Genomic DNA, 22,822 nt, shown 5'->3' with positions numbered 1-22,822 from the left:
TCCTCTCCCCATACCCTTTTAATCTTACGATTGATCAATTTTGAGTACTTATCTTTTATTAATCATATAGGTGTATTGAGTTTGGAAAAAGAGAAAATTGCTTATTTAAATTTTCTTGTTTTCAGTTCTGCCTGTTAACAGAACAGGCTGCCGATAATGCTGGCAGCCTGTTGTCATAGTACTATAGTGTCCCGTTAGCTTAATTGGTTCCCAAATAGGTTAAAACTTTCTCATGGTTCCATATCTGTACTCACAATTAATAATAATTAGCTGGACTTGCTATGGAGCCTTCTTCTAATCTCGTTCACAAGCAAATTTCTCTCCTCTTCGGTTATTACATCGGCGGTTAGCTTGCGTGCTGCAATAGGGGCAATCCAAGAATCGATGTCTGCATAACCAACGCCAGATAGCCTCTCGTATTCATCCATAAACATGCGAATGCTAGCCTCCCGCGTTGCATTTAGAACGACACCCGCTTCACATGGCAGATGCGGGGGCAATATCGCATATCGAATCATAACGATATATTCGGCCAAGTCAGCTTCCGGATTCCCGGTCGAAGCATTGCTCCAGTCAATAATTACCGCATCATTATCCCGGAGCAGTATGTTGCCCGGATTCGGATCTCCATGACAGAGCTGCTGTTTCATCGGTAATTGATCCAATTGGGCAATCACTGCTGCTTTGTCGGCCTCAGGCAAATATGGAGCACGCCGAATGTCATACTTGATGTTTTCCCGCTGGCTCGGCATATTGGGAACCGAATGCGTATGGATTTGATAAAAAAGTCGTGCCGTAATTCGGGCATCGACGTAGTCGTCGAACACATCTAGTGGTTGCTGCAGCTTGGACTGCTCTATGGCTCTGTCAACAAAACGATTCATGATCGAATCGCCATAAATACGCTCGAACAAAATACCTGAGCGGCCTTCTATATTCACCAGTTCAAACGGCTGGGGAACAGGCAGCCCGCACTCCCAGGCGATTCGGCAATGATGTAATTCTGCTTGTAAGGCAGCGGTGCTCGTGGTAGGCTTTGCTAACTTGACGATCTTGCTCTCGTCCTCCCATTCAAATACTTCCCCGCATCCTCCTTCTCCAATTTTGTTACCTAATTTTTTGATCATGCTGCTCTCTCCTTCTTCGGATTTAATGAGTGAGACATAAGACTTTCTATTTGCAGCAGCATCTTGTCATCTTTTATATTATGTTAATCCTTCTTTTATCGTTAGATTTTGGTACATTTCTTCTAACATTTCTGTAGCCTCGTTAATATCAAGTTCTAATGAGTTGGTGTTAATCATCGTGCCAATTCCAAGCCAATAAGTAGTTAATTTAAGAAATATTTTTTCCGCCTTGCTCTCTTCAATCGTACTTAACCGGCTATCGATCTGCAAAAAAGCAGCATACAACTCCTCATTAAGCTTATTTTTATTCCTTTTTAAGTAATCCATTCTAAAGTCAGAAAGGTATAGCGTTCTGAAAAGATGCTTTTCATTTCGAGCGAATAGCAGGCAACCGATCGCCAAATTCATGGCAAACTCGTTTTTGTCATTGTCGAACTGTTTCATGCTGGCAAGGGCAAAGTCAACTGCTTGGTTAAACACATCGTCTTTTACCTCTTCCATGTTTCCATATACGCTGTAAATAGGCTGGGTAGAGCATCTAAGTCTTTGCGCTATACTTCTGGCGGTCAGTACCTCCAGCCCTTTTTCACGTACCATTTCAAACGCTGCCTCTAAAATCTTTTCCTTCGTTATCTCTGCTTTTGGGGGCATTTCATCATCTCCACAATTTATAAATACATATGTTATATAACAACCGTTCTATTACAATAGAATATATGGTTAAAAATGGAATGTCAATATATTTATTCACTTAATGGCCCCCCATTGTTTTGGGGTATTGCCACATAGATAAGCAGGCCGCCGATCATGTCGGCAGCCTGGCGTTATGGAGTATTATGTCCATAGTGGTTATACTTTGTTTTCGCCACTGTCACTCTGACAAATCTTCAAGCAGTCCACGCAGCATCCTTTTAATTATCCTTTAACCGTTTGTGCCAAAACCTTTTATAATGGGGAAAGTAGAACTTGTTTAGCTGTTTGGGACTTTCATTAGTATGGTGAGATTGTTTGTTATTTGATTATAAGCCAATTGATATGATTTACCACTATTCAGACCATATTTTCTTGCATTCACTGCCGTTAGTCTAAAACTACCGTCAGGTATGTCTCCTATGGTTGCTATACGGAAGGTTCTACAAACTTTACCTCGTCTTACGTTAATTATCGTTCGTTTATCCAATATACCCAGTCGGTCAAATGTGCCGTCAGTGAAGGTTATAAGGTTGTTATTGGTTTCATTCTGGTCAAGAATAAATCGCTCAACGATTTTAGTGACAGGTGCTCGAAACATCCTCAATACTTTGGTTTTTTCGTTAAACGTAAGTAAGAAACGTTGCTCGCTTTTAATTTGGAAAGGTCTAGCGGTTATGGGATTCATATCTGCGAAATTAAAATCACATTCAGATGCATCACCTTGTAATACTTTGACCTTTCTCTTTACGCACCCTCTTTGTAGGGTAACAACAGAACCATTAGGGATATTAAATAAATTGGTCGGTAGTCCTCCTCCACACTCAACGTTCAAATTTATCGTATTCTGGGGTACGTTAGAAGAAATGTTAAAATCCACAAGCCCTCTTAAAATCATTTTCATCCCTCCTCTATTACTTTAAGGTATGGGAAAAAATTCAACTTGGCTTGTGTTGGAATACAGAATACCTTATTTAAAAAATGGACAGTGTGGACTCTTAACACCCACACATTTTCATGTGAAAAACATACCATGTTCTAAAATACCTGATTAAAGGAGACAAACTGCTTTGATAACACAAAAAAAGACAGCTATTTCTATTGTTAAAGGGAATCGACAAACTCCGCTTACACTCCAACAGCGCTTATCTCAACTCATAGGTGCAAATTTATCTACACTAATCAATCCTTTTGGGCTTGTTGAGGCTGCCAAGATTCGTAAAGTGTTGAACTCTGTTATTGTTGTCAGGCAGAACAGTGACTCCATTATTCTCTCCCCGTCAGGTCTTCAAATAATGACGATTAACCGAAGAGCACAAAACCCAACTGCAAGAAGGTTTAGCGTCGCACTAAATTCAATAGCGAGAGACGGACAATCGAATAGCCCCACAATTTTAAATAATCTACGGATCGTACAGATTGGAAAAGATTTTCTAGAAACTACTGTTACTGGTGATTCCATTCAACTTATCCCTTTAACAAATGTTACAGTTATTTTTGCTACTTCTAGAAGCACAATGAGAAAAAGAAGCAAATATTCTAAGCTATATTGAAGGAATACCTATTCCTGAACAACAACAAGTAACAGAGAAAAGAGCAACTTTCAGCTCCATATTCTTTGTATTCCAACAATAATGAAGCCTCTAGATCTGCCGTGGAGGCTCCATTATTTTGCCCTAATCCGCTCATGCTTCTGTTCTCAAATGAATGTTTCCTATGAAATAGTACATAATCAAAAAAGCCCATCCGTAAAGGGTGGACTTCATGCTTATTCTAAGGCTTCAATGATTCGGATAGCGCTCTTTCAGAAACTTTACAGATTGGTTTATTAACGCTTCTAAAACCTCAACATGAATATCTGCTACCTTATTGATGTAAACACATGCTTTCGCTGCCGTATATTTTCCGAAGTCCTTTAACAATGCCTCCCGCTCTGTGTCACCTGTCGCAAAATACAAACTGATCTTGGCCTTACGAGGTGAAAAACCTACTAGCGGTGCATTGCCTTCGTGACCGGATTCATATTTATAATGATACGAACCAAAGCCAATGATACTCGGTCCCCACATCTTCGCTGGATAACCAGTTGTTTCGGTAAATATATCTAATAACTTATAGGCATCTTCACGCTTCTTAGGATTTTCGACATTTTCAATAAACTCAATAACACTGTTGTCGGTTTCTTTTGTTTTCTGTTCATACATACGTAAAACCTCTCCTTCCTGCGGGTAAATCATATTGATTATTATAACACGAAACTGTGAGCATCTGTACTGAGGGGCTGAGTCGCATAGATGATGTTTTGCTTCGCAGGTAACGCAGAGTGCCACCCGCAAAAATAAAAGCAAAGCATGCTTCACATCTGTTATATCTTAATTTTGATTAAAAAGTTAATCATTAAGACATAAAAAAAGTTAGCTTTCATCACTACCAGTGACCGCTTCTCCATTCGTCGATACGAGGATCTCCCGCTTTTCTGCTTGCTTTTGATAGTTTTGATAGCCTTCCATAACTGCATCAATATATCCCACTACCTTGCACAGATCTTTTTCTGACATTTGACTCAGTTTCGCCATTATTTCGATATCTTTGGATGATGCTCTTTCAGTGTCAGTATGCTCAAATGTATGTATGTCATTATATCGCTGAAGTGATTCGCCTGATAAAATCCAGTCTACTGAAACATTGAAGAACTTTGCTAAAGAAAGGAGTGCGTCTGCTCCTGGCTTCGCCCTGCCTCTCTCCCAATCTCCGACATTGCCTCGGGAAACCATAATGTTTTCTGCTAATTGTTCCTGATTGATTCTGGATCTAAATCGCAACTGTTTGATTCTTGCTCCAATATCCATACATTTACCTCCATGATAGGTAGAAGTCTCAGAGAACGTAACAACTCTCTAACACGATTCATTATAGCGCACGTACGTTCGTTTGTGAATAACTTTTTCCAAAATCAAGGATATATTTTGAAAAGTACACGGCTCTCGAACACAAAACCCTTCCGTAAAGGCTAACGAGATGCCTTGTTTCCCCGTCAGCCATCCATGCCGCGCAGATGATTAAGGCTGCTGCTCGCGTTCGGTCGCATCAAGCGCTTCGAGTTTTTGCTCATACTGACGCAGTAGGGCTGGATCGGGCCCATCCCGGTACTTTTCGATGAACGCCTGAAGTGCCTGGCGGTATTCCGAAATGAATTTCGGATTGTTGGGGCTTGATGCAAACTTGGCTTCAGCTTTTATAACCTGATTTAGGTCTTTATTCATTACCCACTTTTTTCCGTAGTCAGACTCATCGCTCATAATGAGGATATTCCGTTCGAAACCCGGAACATATTTGGCGACGAAACCTTCACCCTTGGGCGGAATAAGAATGGCATTGCGCAGCGGATAAATGCTGGCGGACATCGTATTGAAATTCGCCACCACATCCTGCCCCTCGGAGGTTTTCAGGACTGCTTCGTACTCCCAAACATATTCATCATTGTACAGGGAGTTTGTTTCCTCTGCATAAACAATGATTGCAGTCCCCTCAGTTCCAACGGCGTTAAGAAATAATGAATTTACATAATGTGTTACGAAAATGTTGAAAATTGCCGCCAGAAGACCCAAAATGGGCAAGATAAACAACCATCTGCCATGGTTACGCCATATCGACAAGAGGATACCCATGGCAAAGCTGCAGAATAAGATCAGCAAGAATGACCAGATCGGGTGATGCGTCAGGAAAAACAAGACGGCCGAGATCATATGCATGTAATCACTCACTTCCTCTCACGATTACTATCATCTAAAGTTCAATATTACTCTTTGTCAAAAAAATCATCTGGCAAATTTAATTCCTTCAAACAATCTATAAATTTCACCCTGAAATTAAGATTGTTTTTATATGCCGGCCATGCAGCCTTATAATAAGGCAATAGCTTCTCATGTGGGATAATGCCCCAATATTGAATTGAGTTTTTCACGACCTCCATGCCGCCCCCCATGAACATCTGTTCAATGATTTCCCAACTTTCCGGTTTGTCATGGCAATTGCGGGTGGCATAGATGGCAGCGGATTGCATATTCAAGTCGGCGTGGCACAAAAAGGGCGCAAAGTTCTGGAGTGTAATCGCCCCAGAAGTTTCCAAAACATACCCCACATGACGTAACGTTTCAGGGTCGTGAACCCGGTCAAGACTTTGCACAATCACTTTTATAAACTCGGATAAATCAACAGATTTACCGTAATAGTTCAGAATGATTAAAGCTTGTAAAAAATCCTCATTTGCTTCAGCGTGCAGCAGCTCCAGAAGATAGTCTCTTCCCGCGGCAACAGAGGTTTTGCAGATCAGACGAATGGCTGTACTGCGATCTTTTGGTGTTTGCTCAGCAACATTTCTCAAAAAATCAATGGTTGGCTGCGAGATTTTCTTAAACTTGAACATGCCATCAAGCGCTTTTGATTTGATTTCTTCGTTTGGGGCGTTTTGATAAACTTGTATCAAAGTATTTTCATCGCCCGGCATTTTGCTGCCAAACCAAGTTATCTCATAATCCAGCATAATTTCATCCAGCCAGCGCTCATACCAGTCCAGAAAGTTATCTTCATAGACAAAGAAAAAAGGATGATCAGGATAAAAATCTGATGTGTAAACGACTTTCCCCCTGTGTTCTCCTTCAAGTACGAGATACATATCGTAATCGCAGCCTTGCGTGCCCATGCACAACATGCCGCCCAGCACTCTATCACGGGCTGCGTCGTATTCCAGATCGGAAATATCCTCATCACGGATCAATGGTTCGATCAGATGGTTCCATTCCTCTTGTGACACTTTAGGGTGCAGAACGCATTTTGCAGCGAGTGCATTTGTATCGGTATAGGAAGCTGCCTTTTCCAGCGAATAAATCCCGTAATATGGCCCGGCGCCTCCATTTCCAATTTCCGTTAAAAACTGCGCATAAGGCTCAGGGAGGGTAATCTGATTCTTTGCTTGCCAGTCCGCAAGCTCTTCTGCTGCAAGCTTCTCATTAACACTATATTTGTGTGAGGATGCTCCAAACACCAAAAAAGCCTTATCTTTGCGCTTGGCCTTTTTGAGTTTGTCTTTTATTCGCTCAAGCTGCGTTTCTTTTTTCCAAAACAACATTTTGAATTCCCCCTGTTGATTAGAGCCGGGCTTCCTTCGTATGTTTATCCAGCAATTTCAGCAGATGCGGAAAACGGTATTCTCCGTACATACGCTGTATGTGCCCGGCAGCGACTGCTAGCTCCATGCCGATAGAGGTTATGTACAAAGGCTTGGAGCTGTTGCCTCGATAAATCTTTTGGACAAAGGCATCGTTGTCATGAAAGGCCGTTTTTGCAACACCAATCACTGGAATTTTCTCTGAAAAATCTGTGTACACATAATGTCCGAGCCCAGGCTTTTTCTCGTTGTTTAAGTACACATAGCCATCCACAACAATGGTATGTATTTGGTTGATATCAGTAAGTTTCAACAGTTCCTGTATGCAAGGGAGCTCTCGTTTATAGAAAAAACCCGGTTCGTATTCGTGAGGGTTTTCCGTATAAGACATGATAACTTCGAGTGGTTTAGAATCTTCCCAACTTTGAAACATAACCCCCACTGATTTCGCTTGATTTTCCTCATAATACACATCGACAGCGATGATCATGGATAGTGATTCCTTCCTTGAAGCACATTGTAAGCTATAGATTATAGCCAATATATCACATTTTGATGTCAACGGGGAACAGGTGAGGGAATCATCCGGCTTTTCAGCGTGAACAGGCTGCCGGTAATGTCGGTAATGTCGACAGCCTTGTGATTTGCGATATGCGAGCTTTGTGTTTTTTATCCTATTTGTTTTTCCTCAATTCGATACCATAACTCACAATACTCATAGCCGTCATTGTCTGTACAATACATTTCGAAATTGCCGCCATCTATCATATTAAACTTGGATGTGGGCAGCCATTCAGAAAATATCCGGTTTTTTAATGACCGCAAATCATCATTGCCGCTGCCAGTTCCATCACTTAATGTTGAAAATACCGCCCAAGTAGATGCTGGTACATCAATAATTGTATACCCACTCACCTTGCTATTCTCCGATTTGTAACATCCGATAAGATAAGGGAAAGTGGTATTGTTTGTGAATTTGTAGGAATCGTATGCCAAAACTGCTCCAAGCTCTTTGCTAAAATTGCCTTCGCTCCACCAATCCCCAACTACCGACTGGCGCAATCTGTCAAACTCGCCATTCTTGCCTATGTTTTGCCAAACCTCCGGGATCGATACTCCTTGTTCGTTCGCAATATTGTCGTAATTGTATATGTCCTCTAACCCAAAAACTTGGAAAGCATCCCGTTTCTCAATGCGATAATTCATCCCGACAACTCCTTTTAATATTATTTGAAAGGAGATGCGAGGATAGGCTTTTAACTGACTTCCGGCATTGCGCGCTAATGTAGGAGTCAATCCGTGCAAATTTTGAAATGCTCGAGAAAATGATTCTGGGGTTTCATATCCATATTTCAAGGCTATATCAATGACTTTATTATTTCTGTTTTTTAAATCAAAGGCGGCCAGCGTAAGCCTCCTACGCCTGATATATTCCGATAAAGGTATTTCAAGCACAAATGAAAACATGCGTTGAAATTGATAAATAGAACATAAGGCAATCCTAGAAATCTGTTCATAATCAATATGATTTTCTAAGTTGTCTTCCAGATAGTCAATTGCACGATTCATACGTTGAAGCCAATCCACGGCGTTCCCTCCTTTCAAAAGGAGCATATCATGAGGTAGATCAAGCCGCCTGATTTTTCATGCAGCAAAATAACAGGTGATTGAAAAGTTCTTTTAAATAATTCTTTAATGATTTGAATTATCCTGCCGTCTAGGCTAGCTTCAGCGGAGAAGTCATGGATTCATTCAAATACTTACCGCTGCGCCACTACAGTTCACAACAAAAAAGACCATCCCGTTGCCGCCTCCTATAAGACATTTAACGGGATGATCTATGTGGGTCAAGCGATATTAAATCAGATTATCGCATCTGTTGTAACTGTCAGCTTGGCTTAACCATTGCCCAGCAAGCTATCCACAACAAAGTCAAGCTGCTTATCCAGCGAAAAGATATCATTGTAGAAGAACAAGCCAAAGCTCATATCGATAAGCCGGCCCTCCTTCACTGCTGGAATGTTATTCCAAATCGAGTTATCTGATAAATCCGCCATCCCTTCAAAGGCAGAGCGGAACACATAATCACCAGCATACTGAGGCAACACTTCGTAGGAGACATCCATGCTAGTCGCATCATTCTTGGAGTTTTCTATTTCCTGTTGCACGATCTCGGGTGCTTTCATTCCCAAATATTGATAAATGATCTGCGATCCCCGTCCGTAACCCATCCCCACCATTACGGCCATAGAACCTTTGTTGCTTTCCATAATTGTGACTGTTTTATCCAAGATACCAGCTTGCTGCAGCTTCTGCTTGCTTAGTTCCACCTTCTTATAAAAGTTGTCCAAAAGTTCTTTGGCCTGACCTTCTTTACTAACTGACTTCCCCAGAATTTCCATGCGTTCTTCCACGGGCAAGTCATATGGTATATAAATAGTGGGGGCAATTTTATGAAGATTGTTGTAAATTTCATCCGTTGTAACAATAATGAGATCCGGATCAAGGGCAATCACCGCTTCTTGGCTCGGTTGGCCAGACCCCAAAGTGGTGATGCCATCCAATTCGCTAGCGATTGCCGCATCGTCTCCTCCCACCAGTGAGGAGATACCAACAGGTTTTATTCCTAGAGCAAGCAGATCGCCCATCAAATACAGGACAACGATCCGCTGCGGGTTAATGGGCACTTCCACATCTCCTTTGAGGGTGTGCACAATTCTCGTTTGCGGCGTCACAACTTCGCTCCCCTTAGCTTCAGCATTTGATGTTGTCTGTGCTTGCGTCTCTGCCGGGCTCGCCGTCGCTCCATTATTCACAGGCGCATTCGATGTACACGCCGATAGCAACAACATCAAGCTCATGGCTGCCGCCAATATCATTTCCTTGTTTCTTGTCTTTCCAATCATCGATAGCTCCCCATCTCCCTTTGATTTGACTAATTTATTTAGTCCTCCCTCATTGTAGTGATCTTGATAATCATTATCAATATCTTGAACGTCCATATCAGTTATCATTTTTATCCGATACTCACTTGGCGTCATATGATTGTATTTTTTTAACATTCTGATCAAATTCAATTCGTCCACAAAACCACACGCGGTTGCAATTTCTTGAATCGTCGCATTAGTGTTTTGCAAATGCCGCTTGGCTGCACTCAACCTAATTCCATTCAAATACTCTTGAAAACTTTTATGCTCGCTTTTTTTAAACATTCTCATCAATTGACTCCTGCTAATAGGCAACATGTCAATAGTTTGTTGAATGGACACAGGCTGGCTATAGTGTTCTTCTAAATATTGCTTAATTAAATCCACATAATCAGGTTGGAAGTAACGAATATTCCCCTCTTCCAACTCCTTGTAAATTTCATACACAATCTGATACAGGACAACCTTCGCATAAAATTGTTTCAACGCGGATTTCCGATTCCAACCGTCATACATACTCAAGAACTTCTCCATAAAAAAAATAGGATTCCCTGGTGAGAAGCCATATGCTTGTATAAATGGATTCATTTGTTCTAACAAGCGATGAATTTCTCTTTTGTAAAATGGCGGAGTTTCCGTTCTATACAGTACCATGTAAGTCTCGAGACTTCTGCTTGTAGGATGAATCGATACTTCCGTTCCTTTCCCTCCATGAAAAATACCATAACGTTCCGATTGATAAACGGTACGATCCAGTTTTACGGTAGCCGTTCCACCATAGGTATATACCAGCATACTAGTCGGCATTCTGTAATTTTCGATCGGTTTGTCCGGATGAAGCAGCTTGTAACGAACATCTATTAATGAAATGGATGAGCGTGCCCATATTTGAACAGCTATATCAATCATCCCTCTTGTAAAGCGGTGAGTGGAACCCATTTCTTCCGGCATCTACCTTCACTCCTTCAATCGACATCATATTTGTATGGTAAACTAATTGAGGATGATTATCAACCTCAATGTAATGACTTTCTGAGCAACTTCATACTCCTTATCGCTTGAAACTCCTACTGCATTCTCTTCCTTATCACAAGAAAAAAGACCATCCCGTTTCCGCCTCCTATAAGGCATTTAACGGGATGATCTATGTGGGTCAAGCGATATTAAATCAGATTTAAATCAGATTAGACTTTTGAAGCAGTCGATGCAAAATGGCAGCAGCCTCGGCTCTTGTCATGTTCGCTTTCGGTGCAAGCTTATTACCGCTTCTTCCCGAAACAATGCCAGATTGTACATTATCAGCAGTACTGTCTTGTGCCCAGGAAGATACTTCAGACGCATCTACAAATGGAAGAAGGATTGCTTCTGTTGCAACTGCCAGCTTGGCTTTCAGGTTTGTAATCGACATGGCTTTGGCGATGATAACCATGGCTTGTTCACGAGTAACCTTATCATTTGGCCGGAAAGTCCCATCCTCAAATCCATTGATCAACTGATACGAATAAGCCGTATTGATCACGCTGCTATACCAATCAGCAGCTTTTACATCCGAGAATGGTGTTGCTCCGTTTTCAAGCTTCAGCCCTAACCCGCGAACTATGACTTGAGCAAATTCAGCACGGGTAATTTCCATATCTGGATTAAACAAATCATTGCCAGTACCCTCGATCACCATACGAGATCCCATATCGTTAACCTCAGCATGTGCCCAATGGGCTGCAACATCACTAAATTTAATCGGATGCCATATGATGGAGTGCACACTGTTCGTCATACTGTTCATCTGTGCGTAATATTTGCCATCTATTAGCACTACCTTTGTCGGTATATGGCGAACGTTTCCGTCTGCGTCAATGACAACGCCAGTGGTAATCTTAGTTGGATCTACACCGCCTGGTATGGCAATAGTACGTTCCACGTAAGCGTTGAACTTGGAGATTTCGATAGTCTTATCTCCATATACAGCTCTTACCGTAAAGTCGATAGAGGGTACTACAAGCGTAAAGGATCCTTTGTTTGCAGCATCCTCAACAACTTTTACCATCGAGGCAGTTGGTGTTGAGATTTCTACCTGTATCTTGATGTCTTGCAAGTCTACAGATTTCCCGAGCTTCTCGGAGATGGCATGGATATTAATTTGCTGTGCAGGCAAGGTATATGTGGCCTGTTCCGTTTTGATTTGCAATACGGCCTGTTTGTCTTCCATATTTTTAACCATCTGACCGTTCAGCTCGCCGATAACAACCGCTGATTTCGTGTTCACCGGAATCACGACCACTGCGCCATTCTTTTCCGCAGCCAGCCGATCTTCCAGCTTTTTCTGATCAATTATCACAGTCGTAACCGTCTGGCCATTCACTGTAGTTGTCGATGCTGTTCCTGCATTCTCCACCTTGCCGTTCACAAGAACGTCTACTCCGGTGTTCACTGGCTCGGGTGTGGCTGATTCCACTACAGGTGTACCACTGTCCGGATTGACTTCTGGAACCTTTGGCGTTACCGCATTAGAGAGATCAGATTCTCCACTCTCGCCCACACTATTGATTGCTTTCACCTTAAAAGTATAGCTCGTCCCGTTGCTTAAGCCTGTAATCGTAATTGGACTAGCTAAACCGGTAATTGTATGGTTTCCAAGTGAATCTGTTACCTCATAGCCTGTTATCGGACTTCCACCATCATTGGTTGGGGCTGTAAAATAAACGGTAGCTTGTCCGTTCCCAGCAATCGCATAAATATCCGTTGGTTTGGCTGGCACCGTTTTTGGAATGACGTTAGCTTCCAAGGAAACCGGGCTTAAGCCAGCTAAATTGGCTGCTTTTACGACAAAGTAGTAGTTCGTGCCATTCGTTAACTTTCCAAGCGTATACGTTGTATTATTATAAGATACGACAGTTGGCGTTTCATCGAATTGTCCTGATACAGTTGACATGTAAATGTTGTAATAAGTAGCACCCGTTACCGAACCCCAGTTCAAAGTCGCACGTCGATTGCCGTAGTCGGCAGTCAGGTTTTGCGGAGTGACAGGCAGATCAGGCAATATGACCGTTGCCTTCGCCGTGCTGCTATATACCGTAGCCGTTTGCACACCTGGTGCGCTTGTGTCCGTGTTGGTCACAAGGCAATAGTAATACGCAGTATAAAGATCTGTACTAGATACCGTAATCGATGGTTCTGTTGCACCCATGACAAAGGCGCCTCCAGAGGTACTATCGATGTCATTTCTTATCCATTGATAAGTCAATTCTTCGCCGCCACTGGCCTCAACACTAAAAGTAAGGACTTCTCCCGCTTTCACCGTTTTATCAACCGGTTGTACATCGATGCTCGGCGTTTCCGCGTTCCTCAATGCGTTTACTGTGATCGTAGCTGAGGCACTCGTTGCCGTTGCGGTCTGACTACCGGATACACTGGTGTCCGTATTGGTTACTATACAATAGTAGGTCGTCACCCCTGCACCTAGGCTAGGCACGGTAAGTGACGCGTTCGTTGCATTATTCAGCGCGAAGGTTCCTGAGTCGTTACTTCTGTACCACTGGTAGCTCAAATCTCCGCTCCCGGTAGCTGCAACGCTTAGGGTAAAGCTTTCTAACTCATTCACCGTTTGATCTTCCGGATCCATAGTAATAAGCGGTGCTTCCGCATTCACCACCGAGTTTACCGTGATCGTGGCTGCGGCACTCGTTGCTGTTGCGGTATGACTGCCGGATACACTGGTGTCCGTATTGGTTACTACACAATAATAGGTCGTCACACCAGCACCTAGGCCAGGCACGGTAAGCGACGCTTTCGTTGCAGTATTCAGTGCGATGGTTCCTGAGCTGTCAGTTCTGTACCACTGGTAGCTCAATTCTCCGCTCCCGGTAGCTGCCACGCTCAGGGTAAAGCTTTCTAGCTCATTCACTGTTTTATCTTCCGGGTCCATTGTAATAAGCGGTGCTTCGGCATTCACCACCGCGTTTACGGTGATTGTAGCTATGGCACTCGTAGCTGTTGCAGTTTGAATACCGGATACATTGGTGTCCGTATTGGTTACTACACAATAGTAGGTCGTCACCCCGGCACCTAGGCCAGGCACGGTAAGCGACGCTTTCGTTGCATTCAACGCGATGGTTCCTGAGCTATCAGTTCTATACCACTGGTAGCTCAGTTCTCCGCTCCCGGCAGCTGTAACGCTTAGGGTAAAGCTTTCTAACTCATTCACCGTTTTATCTTCCGGTTCCATTGTAATAAGTGGCGCCTCGGCATCCATTCCAATCGCATAAGTGTTCTGAGATAGAGGGATGATAGAAGTCGTAACGGAAGAAAGGACCAATAGAGCCATTAATACAATTTTTATTGCCTTTGACTGCGTCAAAATATATTACCTCCAGTTATAAAAATCTGCTTCATTCCGTATATTTCTGCAATTGCCCAACTAACTTTCTAATATCTCTTTATTGTTCTCCTCTCCTGTTCAAGCATAAGCATTCATTCTGCCTTAATGATTAAATTCCAAAAAATAGTCAACCCACTTACTTAAGATTCGACAAAAAGTTCCACCCACCTTCTTGGTTAATTATACTTAACCTTCAAATCAATGCGAGATTAGTTCCGAAAGCTAGCAAAGTGAAGCAAGGGGATTGAAAATTACATTGTGTCATATCAAGATCGTGCAGAATTGACCCAATAAATGAAACAGCGGCGGACTAAATTGTCTAAGAATGCCGCTGTTTTTTATTGAACTAAAGTTTTCGTTAGCGCAATAAATTACCCGCGATGCCTATAACGGAGCTTCTGCGTTGTGCCTGGAGGTAACAACTTTTCCTAAGATCTCAGTAAACTTTTTAGAAGCTCGGCCGTTGATGATGATGCGGTATAAATCATCATTTTTAACGCCGGATTGTTTGGTTGCTGTAAAGTCACGTGCTCAAACTCCATCTCCCCGATCAAGGGGTCACTCCATCGCTTGTGGCAATTGGTGATGACTTGAACGTCATGCCGCAGCCAACAAGAACGGAACAGTTCACTTATCTGCATAAATTCCTCTATTAGTTCCTTAAACCTCGGGTCATGTTGGCAGTATGCGTAATCTGCTCGAAACCGTGCAATCATGACATGCGCTTTTTCTTCCCAATCCAAGTTGTTCATTTGAAGCGAAGAATCAGTCAAAAACCTTCTCAACCAATTGGGCCGCTGCTGCATTTCCTTTGAGAATACCGGTAGTCTAAACACAACCTCTGCAGCTTTGTTCCACATTAATAAATCCCAACTTCTCCCCAATATAAAAGCTGGATTAGGTTCAAGGGCAAGCACTGTTCGCTCCAAACCGGTACTCACCTCTTGATCCACTTCATCTTTCTCCAAATCTGTTTGGCTTACCAGCATGTGGAGATGACGTCGCTCATCCATGGACAATCGTAACCCTTCGGACAAACCATCCAGTACCTGCTCGGATGGATTAGCTACTCTGCCCTGTTCCAATGAGGTATACCACGAGGTACTTATATGGGCAAGTTGGGCCACCTCTTCGCGTCGAAGTCCAATCGTTCGGCGTCGACCATATGACGGCAACCCTACTTCTTCCGGAGTAAGGCGCTCTCGACGTGCTCGCAAAAATTCACCCAGCGTTTCGTTTCTAAAACTCTTTTTCATAGCTTGATCCCCTTTATCCTAACACTTCCAATCGTACGATAAACACAGGAAGGCAGTTGATTCCGCAATCTGTAATACTACTAGTATAGCATCGACAATATGAGGAGGCATCGAAAGTGAATATTTTCGTAACTGGAGCAACAGGAAAAATAGGAAGCCGGTTTGTACCACGTTTGCTACAACGCGGTCATAACATTAAAATTTTGGTTCGCGATGTTTCGAAGGCGGATTCTTTTCAACAGCAAGGGGTCGAGGTTATACAAGGTGACCTTTTGCAAATAGAAAATCTCGCAACTGCGTTGCAAGGTATTGATACCGTGGTACATCTGGCGGCACAATTTCGTGGAGTAGATGAAGCAACTGCGAGAATGTCGAACATCGATGCCAGCATTGTTTTAGCGGAGGCTGCCCTAAAGGCGAACGTTCCAAGGTTTGTGTTTGCAAGCACGAATTTAGTCTATGGTGCAAGTACTCATAGCAGACCGAGCCGTGAAGATGATGGGCTACGACCTGCATTCCCTTATCCACAAACTAAAGCGACAGCTGAAAAAGATTTGCTTCGGATGCATCGTGAGCAGGGATTAGGGCTTCGTATCGTAAGGTTTGCTTTTGTCTATGGGGAACGTGATCCCCATATCTCTGAATTTCTGCCGATTATGAGCAAATGGAACCCTGCCAAACGACTCCATATGGTGCACCATGCGGATGTAGGCCAAGCACTGCTGCTTGCCGTCTCCACACCGGACATTGATGGCAGCATCTATAACGTTGCTGATGATTCCCCCATTACAGTGTCAGAGCTGGTTCATCTCCATGGTTTTCCTCACCAAAAATTGGCGGGAGGAGCCTTGCTGCAAGAGTTCAATCCATGGGATATGATCGTGGACATAACACGCATACGGGACGAATTAAACTATCGTCCTATATTCCCTACCTTCTATACGGCAAGGGATGCAGGAGCATTGTAATAGTTCCACCTTAAGCAACGAACACGAGGAGTATTCGTTACACTCAAATTTGCCTGCCAACTGCAAGGTCTTTGTGATAAACAGTTTGGTTATTCTTTCGTAGAAGATCCGCTTTTCTATGGATCTTCATAGTAGTAGTTCAATGGAAAGAGGAGCTGCCAGTAGCAAGCTCCTCCACTTTAGTTATCCGTTAATTCAAAAAAATAGCTATAAAACGTGTAATAAAAAACGAAAGAACATTTCCTGATTATAAATTACTCTATTCTGACTCTCCAGCCCTCTTCGCACCAAAATGAATTCTAACAACCGTGTCCAGCTCCACTTTACCGTCTTGAATCAGAAACTCTTCGAAGCATTTTCCCGTCATAATATACATTTCCTGCTGCTCTAACCATCTGCAAAACGCTCTACTGGTCGGTTCAAGCATACGATGAAGCGCAGGCGTGACGACGAATGACCCACCTTCACAATCACCCAGGCTGACTTGCGAATCCCCCTTAACCGATACGGCTTCGGTGATGTCCATGTGGACCTCATAATAGAATTCCTCTTTAGCTGCACCGCCGTTGTTGTGAACTCGAATTCGCAGATCGGAGCTGTCAAAGCCTTGTGCCAGTGCCCACTTGATCATGACGGCGAAAGCTTCTTTCTTCACTTGATGCCACTTCCTGCCTTTCCCGCCAACAGCCTTGTAATAGGCCGCCCGGTACGGCTGCAGTTCGATGAGCTCTTTTGTCTCCGTCATGACCGGCTCAATCGGGATGTAGATATCCATTTCGTGTCGCTCGGGCGGAATACCTAAGTGGGTCGCGCAACGCATGTCATAGTGTTCCATTATTGGACCGGATGCCGTTTGATACGACGAGCGCGGGAACCACTCCCTGAAAATATAATCATACATCCCGCTTGATCGACTCCGTGACCGATCCGATCGCCGTGAACCTTGCATACTTCGTCTTTGGGATGTGCCGTGCTACCGTCCCTGGAGGCACGAGGTCCATGCTTGTCACTTCGATCCCGATAAAATAGGTGTAGCCGCTCTCGTCTTGAGCTACCGTCAACGCATAATCCATTTCTTTCTCTGGTTCTACTCTAAGATGCGCGATGCTACCGAACGTATCCTGCCACGTATCAAAATATCGCTTCCACAAATCTGGAGACTCAAAACCATCTTCCATCCGGCATTCGATGCCGATTAGCTTCATAGCCGGTCTCGTTAACACCGATACTTCGGGTGTTGTTTCTACCATCGACTCTTCTCCTTTTCGCTGCTGCGCGAGATTGACAGCGAGGAATGAGGGCAGAAGGAACCTTCTCCTCCGATAGCTTTCCGGGGTAATACTGTATGCGCGTTTGAAAGCTCTGCCGAACACGTCATGCGAATCAAAGCCATACTCATAAGCAATATTGGCGATTTTATCTCCGCTTTGGTCGATCCGTTCGGCAGCCAGATGTAGCCTGCGGCCTCGGACATAGGCCATGACCGTATAACCGGTATACGCTTCAAACACGCGCAGAAAATGTGACTTGGAGAAGCCGGCCAGTTCTGCTAGCGACTCACACGCAATGTCTTCCAGCACATGCGTTTCAATATAATTAAGTACGGATTGTATACGTTGCTCATATTCCATGGATGTGCACCTCCACGGCCTTTATTGTAGCATGGGAAGCTACGAGCTTCTCGATGTTTTTTCACATATCGTTGACGTTCCCTCACAAGAGAAAACTACCCCGATACCGCAATGAAGGTTACAATTCGTTTTGGCATCCCTTTTAGCATTAAACTATCGTCTCAGGTTAGCTCAGCAATTAGTATTTATTTTTATTGTGACACATGTGATTTGACAATCCATCATCGGTATTAACATGGAACACCTATAGAGTTGAACTCCGTTGAGTCACCATACCTCATACGTACTAAATGAGATGCGTGATCGTACGATAAATCCTTTAACTTTGCATCAATATAATTTGTATCTAATTGTTCAATAAGTGCCTGACTGCTTATTCGCATAGAGCAGAAATCCTCCTACAAAATACATTTTCTAAGCCCTTTAAAGATATCTTTAGAAATATTGCTTAATTGTTGATTATACTTCTGATTAATTACATATAAGTATTCCTTTTTTTCCTACAATAATTTCCCTTGTCTTTTTCTTCATGATCTAAGCACCTATTGAATTTGTCTTAGGTTTAATATTACTAGTTAGCATAATACCCACATAATCATTCATCTGTTAGTTCAATAGCCACCCCCCTAATTTGAATTCTCAGATGGGATGGACGGCGCTGACTCATATCACCAGGCTCGGGTATAAATTCCTTATTTTTAAGCCGTGATTGGAAATACTCTTTTTTTACAACTTCTATTTCTTTCAACAATTCGAGCATTGTTGTGCCAAAAGCATGACATCCAGGAAGTTCTTCTACAAGACCAATATAATAACCCGAACGATTATTACTCTCAGGTATACATTCGGAAATGAAGTTGTAGCTCCTCGTCATGTAATATGCAATATCTTTGCTCACACATTCACAACCTTTTAGAGTTAGTAATAAAGTGAACCCTTTAACACAACGTTAACCTGCATTTTTAGCGAAACTGCAGGCCGCCGCGGCAGCTGTTGTTCAATGTTGAGCTATCACATCCCGTTAGTTCAAAAGTCAATTGTATTGAAAAGAAAATATTCAATTATATCTCTCCTCGTCCGGGGAAAATAATATTTGTCATCTTGGCAACCGTGAAGGACAGTTAAGTTATCTGATTGCTCTTTTACGGACCAGTAAATTCCTGCGATCTTTCCTCCTTCGTTTTACGGAGCCCAATGATTTACTTTCCTTCGGACGTATCTGTCTAATCATTAGCAACTTTATCAAAGATTTTATGGATCTTATTAGTTATCTCGTTAATGTTGCGGGAACGATATTTCAAAATAGGGTTGTCCCAATACTCGGGCCCAGTTTCTTCGTCTCCTATTTTCACTAAATATAATGTATACGTACCTTCTGGACTCATGGATGGGTACCATCCTAAATCCAAAATCAATCCTTTCTTTTCATTTCTAAAATAGAATATATCCTCGTGTAGTTCCATTTCATAAGGATATGATTCGTCATGAAAGTCATCAGGATTAATTTCGAAAAAATGATTCCAAACGACAGTCCAATCCGATGGAATTTCTAAAGGTACCAACTGTAGGGTCATTTTTAATAACACATCCTAAGATATCAATTATTCTTCATATTGATTAAACTATCCTGCCCGTTAGCTTAATGATATTCCAAAGAACTCATCTGCTACTGTTGAGCTCCTGCCCCCCAACGGTCGCGGAGTTTCCCTATAAGGAGCTGCTGGAATAAAAAAAAGCCCTGGAGATGCTCTCCCCAAGGCTCTTTTTGCCGGTGCTTCCGGACACCAAAAATATACCATATTCTGTATGTAAGGTCAATCCCAGATTTCCTCTGCCAGTTCCGCACCCATAACGTCCATGACGTTATCCTGTCCCGTTAGAATGAGTTGTTTTAACTTGCTTTTGAATAATTGAAGATATCAATTGAGTAAAGGAGAACTAATCGTCCGTCTTACTGATTCTATTAATATTTATTCAAAATTTGATATTCGCCTTTGTCGAAGGTTTCCTCTAAATATTTCTCTCCCCATTCGCACAGTGCAATTAAGATCGGTGCCATAGACAATCCAAGTTCTGTAACCGAATATTCAACTTTCGGCGGGACCTGATTGTATATTTTTCGGATAACGATTCCGTCTTCTTCTAGTTCTCTTAATTGCTGAATTAGCATTTTCTGTGTTATCCCCTGTATCATCCGCTTTAACTCGCTTGTTCGCCTGGCCTCTTTTGTTAAATGATAAACAATAAGTGATTTCCATTTCCCGCCAATGATACTCATCGTAACATCAAGCGTACAGTAGTACGTTCTCATTCCTCCACGCCCCTTTGTTTGTACAATTATTACTTTTTGGTTACTACATCACTAAAAAGTGTGTACTTCTATTATTGATGCTTTTAATTCATAATAGCATGAATCACAAACAGGAGGAAATGAAGTCATGGGTAAAGCAAACTTAATTGGAGTGTCCTTAAGTAAACAGCAGAAACTTCTGGTTTTTACTTTAGTTTTATTGACCTTTGTCACGGGCACAAGCGAATTTGTCATTGTCGGATTGCTGTCCGAGGTTGCATCTGATTTGGAAATAACGATTTCGTCGGCAGGGGCGCTAGTATCAGGATTTGCCGTTGCGGTTGCCATCGGTACACCTATCGTGACCGTTTGGATCGGCCGTTATCCTACGTATCCGCTGATGCTGGTATGCATCCTAATTTTTATTGCAGGCAATATAATCAGTGCGCTTTCCTCTGCTTATCCTTTGCTTATGGGGGCAAGGGTGGTTACCGCTGTTGTTTGCGGACTGATGCTGACAATAGCCATGACGGTTGCCAGTGACACAATGCCTGCCGAGAAGCGAGGCACAGTCGTTTCACTCGTATTCGCTGGCTTTACCATAGCAAGTGTGCTGGGTGTTCCGCTAGGAACCTTGATTGGACAAGCAGGCGGTTGGAACATGGCTTTCTGGTTCACGGCTTTTTTAGGCGTCATTTCCTTGGTCATGTTGGCGATTACACTTCCTAGAAACCTGAAGGGTACCCAAAGCTCATTAAAAAGCCAATTGGGTGTATTGACACATTCCCGAATTATTTTAGCCTTTTTTGTCCCAGCGCTAAGCATTGCTGCCACTTATGTTGTGTACACTTATGTCGCGCCTATATTGGAAAATGTGCTACTGATCCCAGTCAGGTATACAAGCCTTATTTTGCTGCTATATGGAGTCGCCTCTATCATCAGTACTTTGTTAGCTGGTAAAATTGCTATTCGCAACGGATTGGGGAAATTAAGGTTTGTTTTTGTTATTCAAGCCGTCATTCTTGCCTCTCTTTATTTCACTTTACATTCGGCCATTCCCGGATTGATAAGTATCTTATTAATCGGTCTTGCCGTTTACTTATTTAACGTAACATTCCAACTGCATTTAATGGATTTGGCTGGGGAATATTCTCCTTCAGCCAAGGTATTCGCCGCTTCTTTATTTCCCGTATCTGTTAATTTGGGCATTGCTGCCGGAGCGGCAATTGGAGGACTGGTTGCGACCAATATCGGTCTACTCCACACCGGATGGGTAGGCGGGGTGTTAGCATTAGTTGCATCACTCCTTACCTTTATTAGCTATCGGTTGTACCGGACGAAATGACATTTTACGCACTTTGTCCTCTAGCATCGACTGCCGCGGTGGTAGCACTGCCGACGGGCGATGCCTAGCGAAGGGAATTGCTCGAGCTGATCCACCTGATGCGCGAGGAACCGCCAACCTTTTCCGACTAAATTCCTGACTACACAAGGATTCTTTGCTAATCTTGTCGAAGGTCATTATCTGGAAAGTAATGAAAGGAGTCGGAGGAAGGATCATTGGAAATAACCTCCTCGGATACGAATAGGTAACTGGTACCGACCATGTAATTACGCAAGTCCTAATCGTTCCGCAAGGTGGAGCTTGTTCGAAGCATCTCCCGATTCATTCGAAACAGACTATTCAGATGACTGTATCCTTGTTCGATAAAAAAATGATTGTTAGCTGTTTCTGTCACATCGTTACCGACACAAAGTATGGTTCCGTATTCTTTAGGCAGAGACTCTTTTAATTGATTGGCTCTTATTAAAAGATATTGATAAACTTTATCAAGTAAATCAGCGTCGTTTTCTCTTTCAGTTATGGCCTTTAGATTGACATAAATGGAATGATTGTTTTCTTTTGAACGACCGGGAGGGACAATGTTAATTATGCTTACTTGACCCTTTGCGACCATTTTCCCATTTTCATAAGCACAATAAACGTTTCTCCAATTATCTTCTTCGCCGACCCACCAAAATATTGTGTTTTCTTTTGCTGTGACAGATTTATGTAACTCGCCAAGTAACGGCATGTCTTCCTTTTGGAAATTACGAATGAAATTTTCTATTGATGATTGGCTCAAGATGATACTCCTCTCATAGTAGGGGATAACACAGTTTAGGGGTAGTACCAGCGTAGCTGACACCACCCGCAAACATATGGATAAAAATGTAAGAACCCTCCGCGTCTGGAGAGTTCTTTTTAGGGGTAGTACCAGCGAAGCTGTCACCAAGTGCCAACCATTATAATTCTCCTCTCATAGCCCTTTTTAGCTCAGAAGGCTCCCAATCTGCCGGCAGCCTTCTCTTGATGTTTTATTTGGGTCCCGCCAACATTACACGGAAATA

At 42.8% G+C, this 22,822-nt stretch carries 20 protein-coding genes and 2 pseudogenes; 3 read left to right on the top strand and 19 right to left on the bottom strand.

Features of this window, described 5'->3' with window-relative positions; genetic code table 11:
* Positions 1-266 precede the first annotated feature (266 nt).
* From J2Z66_RS28860 to J2Z66_RS28850, 3 genes are all read right to left on the bottom strand, one after another.
* The gene (locus tag J2Z66_RS28860) at positions 267-1,127 is read right to left on the bottom strand and encodes an aminoglycoside phosphotransferase family protein (protein ID WP_209976209.1); all 861 of its coding nucleotides are present in this window, start codon (positions 1,125-1,127) and stop codon (positions 267-269) included.
* Positions 1,128-1,205: 78 nt separating this feature from the next.
* Positions 1,206-1,778 (bottom strand): TetR/AcrR family transcriptional regulator, encoded by a 573-nt coding sequence (locus J2Z66_RS28855; protein ID WP_209976208.1) that lies wholly within the window; start codon positions 1,776-1,778, stop codon positions 1,206-1,208.
* A 319-nt stretch (positions 1,779-2,097) separates the two neighbouring features.
* Positions 2,098-2,715, bottom strand: a complete 618-nt coding sequence (locus J2Z66_RS28850) for a hypothetical protein (protein WP_209976207.1) — start codon at positions 2,713-2,715, stop codon at positions 2,098-2,100.
* A 172-nt stretch (positions 2,716-2,887) separates the two neighbouring features.
* Here J2Z66_RS28850 and J2Z66_RS28845 point away from each other — a divergent pair, with 172 nt between their 5' ends.
* Positions 2,888-3,370, top strand: a complete 483-nt coding sequence (locus J2Z66_RS28845; protein WP_209976206.1) for a hypothetical protein — start codon at positions 2,888-2,890, stop codon at positions 3,368-3,370.
* Positions 3,371-3,598: 228 nt separating this feature from the next.
* Here J2Z66_RS28845 and J2Z66_RS28840 read toward each other — a convergent pair whose 3' ends face one another.
* The 9 genes from J2Z66_RS28840 to J2Z66_RS28800 all read right to left on the bottom strand — a co-directional run bounded on the left by J2Z66_RS28840 (position 3,599) and on the right by J2Z66_RS28800 (position 15,542).
* Positions 3,599-4,021 (bottom strand): DUF1801 domain-containing protein, encoded by a 423-nt coding sequence (locus J2Z66_RS28840; protein WP_209976205.1) that lies wholly within the window; start codon positions 4,019-4,021, stop codon positions 3,599-3,601.
* 210 nt (positions 4,022-4,231) lie between these two features.
* A complete protein-coding gene (locus J2Z66_RS28835) occupies positions 4,232-4,666 on the bottom strand; it encodes a helix-turn-helix domain-containing protein (RefSeq protein ID WP_209976204.1) in 435 nt (144 codons plus the stop codon).
* Positions 4,667-4,876: 210 nt separating this feature from the next.
* Complete coding sequence (locus J2Z66_RS28830; RefSeq protein WP_209976203.1) at positions 4,877-5,569, bottom strand: energy-coupling factor transporter transmembrane component T family protein; 693 nt, start codon at positions 5,567-5,569, stop codon at positions 4,877-4,879.
* 47 nt (positions 5,570-5,616) lie between these two features.
* Positions 5,617-6,945, bottom strand: coding sequence for an SMI1/KNR4 family protein (locus tag J2Z66_RS28825; RefSeq protein ID WP_209976202.1), 1,329 nt, complete (start codon positions 6,943-6,945; stop codon positions 5,617-5,619).
* Between the two features lie 19 nt (positions 6,946-6,964).
* Entirely contained in the window at positions 6,965-7,525 is a 561-nt protein-coding gene (locus J2Z66_RS28820) for an endonuclease V (protein WP_281068899.1), read from the bottom strand.
* 128 nt (positions 7,526-7,653) lie between these two features.
* On the bottom strand, positions 7,654-8,571 hold the full coding sequence (locus tag J2Z66_RS28815; RefSeq protein WP_209976200.1) for an AraC family transcriptional regulator: 918 nt from the start codon (positions 8,569-8,571) through the stop codon (positions 7,654-7,656).
* Between the two features lie 311 nt (positions 8,572-8,882).
* Complete coding sequence (locus tag J2Z66_RS28810) at positions 8,883-10,862, bottom strand: ABC transporter substrate-binding protein (RefSeq protein WP_245375917.1); 1,980 nt, start codon at positions 10,860-10,862, stop codon at positions 8,883-8,885.
* Between the two features lie 223 nt (positions 10,863-11,085).
* Positions 11,086-14,265 carry an S-layer homology domain-containing protein gene (locus J2Z66_RS28805; protein WP_245375916.1) on the bottom strand — a complete coding sequence of 1,060 codons (3,180 nt, stop codon included), beginning with the start codon at positions 14,263-14,265 and terminating at the stop codon, positions 11,086-11,088.
* 449 nt (positions 14,266-14,714) lie between these two features.
* Positions 14,715-15,542, bottom strand: coding sequence for a helix-turn-helix transcriptional regulator (locus J2Z66_RS28800; protein WP_209976199.1), 828 nt, complete (start codon positions 15,540-15,542; stop codon positions 14,715-14,717).
* A gap of 116 nt (positions 15,543-15,658) precedes the next feature.
* Between J2Z66_RS28800 and J2Z66_RS28795 the strand changes: the two genes are divergently transcribed.
* Positions 15,659-16,510, top strand: coding sequence for an NAD-dependent epimerase/dehydratase family protein (locus J2Z66_RS28795; RefSeq protein WP_209976198.1), 852 nt, complete (start codon positions 15,659-15,661; stop codon positions 16,508-16,510).
* 259 nt (positions 16,511-16,769) lie between these two features.
* Here J2Z66_RS28795 and J2Z66_RS28790 read toward each other — a convergent pair whose 3' ends face one another.
* From J2Z66_RS28790 to J2Z66_RS28770, 6 genes and pseudogenes are all read right to left on the bottom strand, one after another.
* Complete coding sequence (locus tag J2Z66_RS28790) at positions 16,770-17,285, bottom strand: hypothetical protein (RefSeq protein ID WP_245375915.1); 516 nt, start codon at positions 17,283-17,285, stop codon at positions 16,770-16,772.
* A 39-nt stretch (positions 17,286-17,324) separates the two neighbouring features.
* A pseudogene (locus J2Z66_RS44170) lies at positions 17,325-17,411 on the bottom strand (GyrI-like domain-containing protein); the annotation flags it as partial.
* Positions 17,404-18,141, bottom strand: coding sequence for a helix-turn-helix domain-containing protein (locus J2Z66_RS28785; RefSeq protein WP_209976196.1), 738 nt, complete (start codon positions 18,139-18,141; stop codon positions 17,404-17,406). The pseudogene J2Z66_RS44170 and the gene J2Z66_RS28785, both read right to left, overlap by 8 nt.
* A 595-nt stretch (positions 18,142-18,736) precedes the next feature.
* A complete protein-coding gene (locus J2Z66_RS28780; RefSeq protein ID WP_209976195.1) occupies positions 18,737-19,039 on the bottom strand; it encodes a type II toxin-antitoxin system HicB family antitoxin in 303 nt (100 codons plus the stop codon).
* A 325-nt stretch (positions 19,040-19,364) separates the two neighbouring features.
* Positions 19,365-19,715 carry a hypothetical protein gene (locus J2Z66_RS28775; RefSeq protein ID WP_209976194.1) on the bottom strand — a complete coding sequence of 117 codons (351 nt, stop codon included), beginning with the start codon at positions 19,713-19,715 and terminating at the stop codon, positions 19,365-19,367.
* Positions 19,716-20,104: 389 nt separating this feature from the next.
* The gene (locus J2Z66_RS28770; RefSeq protein WP_209976193.1) at positions 20,105-20,452 is read right to left on the bottom strand and encodes a winged helix-turn-helix transcriptional regulator; all 348 of its coding nucleotides are present in this window, start codon (positions 20,450-20,452) and stop codon (positions 20,105-20,107) included.
* 127 nt (positions 20,453-20,579) lie between these two features.
* On the opposite strand from J2Z66_RS28770, the gene J2Z66_RS28765 reads away from it, so the two are divergent.
* Positions 20,580-21,776: an MFS transporter gene (locus J2Z66_RS28765; RefSeq protein WP_209976192.1), complete on the top strand. Its 1,197-nt coding sequence runs from the start codon at positions 20,580-20,582 to the stop codon at positions 21,774-21,776.
* A 310-nt stretch (positions 21,777-22,086) separates the two neighbouring features.
* Here J2Z66_RS28765 and J2Z66_RS28760 read toward each other — a convergent pair.
* Positions 22,087-22,506 (bottom strand): annotated as a pseudogene (locus tag J2Z66_RS28760) (GNAT family N-acetyltransferase); the annotation flags it as partial.
* Positions 22,507-22,822 lie beyond the last annotated feature (316 nt).

Origin of the sequence: Paenibacillus eucommiae (assembly GCF_017874215.1) — a bacterium.
Classification (GTDB): domain Bacteria; phylum Bacillota; class Bacilli; order Paenibacillales; family NBRC-103111; genus Paenibacillus_AI; species Paenibacillus_AI eucommiae.
The sequence above is the reverse complement of the archived record's forward strand: the minus strand, read 5'-3'. Positions and strand labels throughout refer to the sequence as shown.

What these genes read in the sequence shown, in the direction of transcription:
- J2Z66_RS28860 (WP_209976209.1), bottom strand. Translation starts at nt 1,127, where the DNA reads ATGATCAAAAAATTAGGTAACAAAATTGGAGAAGGAGGATGCGGGGAA.
- J2Z66_RS28855 (WP_209976208.1), bottom strand. Translation starts at nt 1,778, where the DNA reads ATGCCCCCAAAAGCAGAGATAACGAAGGAAAAGATTTTAGAGGCAGCG.
- J2Z66_RS28850 (WP_209976207.1), bottom strand. Translation starts at nt 2,715, where the DNA reads ATGATTTTAAGAGGGCTTGTGGATTTTAACATTTCTTCTAACGTACCC.
- J2Z66_RS28840 (WP_209976205.1), bottom strand. Translation starts at nt 4,021, where the DNA reads ATGTATGAACAGAAAACAAAAGAAACCGACAACAGTGTTATTGAGTTT.
- J2Z66_RS28835 (WP_209976204.1), bottom strand. Translation starts at nt 4,666, where the DNA reads ATGGATATTGGAGCAAGAATCAAACAGTTGCGATTTAGATCCAGAATC.
- J2Z66_RS28830 (WP_209976203.1), bottom strand. Translation starts at nt 5,569, where the DNA reads ATGCATATGATCTCGGCCGTCTTGTTTTTCCTGACGCATCACCCGATC.
- J2Z66_RS28825 (WP_209976202.1), bottom strand. Translation starts at nt 6,945, where the DNA reads ATGTTGTTTTGGAAAAAAGAAACGCAGCTTGAGCGAATAAAAGACAAA.
- J2Z66_RS28810 (WP_245375917.1), bottom strand. Translation starts at nt 10,862, where the DNA reads ATGCCGGAAGAAATGGGTTCCACTCACCGCTTTACAAGAGGGATGATT.
- J2Z66_RS28800 (WP_209976199.1), bottom strand. Translation starts at nt 15,542, where the DNA reads ATGAAAAAGAGTTTTAGAAACGAAACGCTGGGTGAATTTTTGCGAGCA.
- J2Z66_RS28790 (WP_245375915.1), bottom strand. Translation starts at nt 17,285, where the DNA reads ATGGATATCTACATCCCGATTGAGCCGGTCATGACGGAGACAAAAGAG.
- J2Z66_RS28785 (WP_209976196.1), bottom strand. Translation starts at nt 18,141, where the DNA reads ATGGAATATGAGCAACGTATACAATCCGTACTTAATTATATTGAAACG.
- J2Z66_RS28775 (WP_209976194.1), bottom strand. Translation starts at nt 19,715, where the DNA reads ATGACCCTACAGTTGGTACCTTTAGAAATTCCATCGGATTGGACTGTC.
- J2Z66_RS28770 (WP_209976193.1), bottom strand. Translation starts at nt 20,452, where the DNA reads ATGAGAACGTACTACTGTACGCTTGATGTTACGATGAGTATCATTGGC.
- J2Z66_RS28765 (WP_209976192.1), top strand. Translation starts at nt 20,580, where the DNA reads ATGGGTAAAGCAAACTTAATTGGAGTGTCCTTAAGTAAACAGCAGAAA.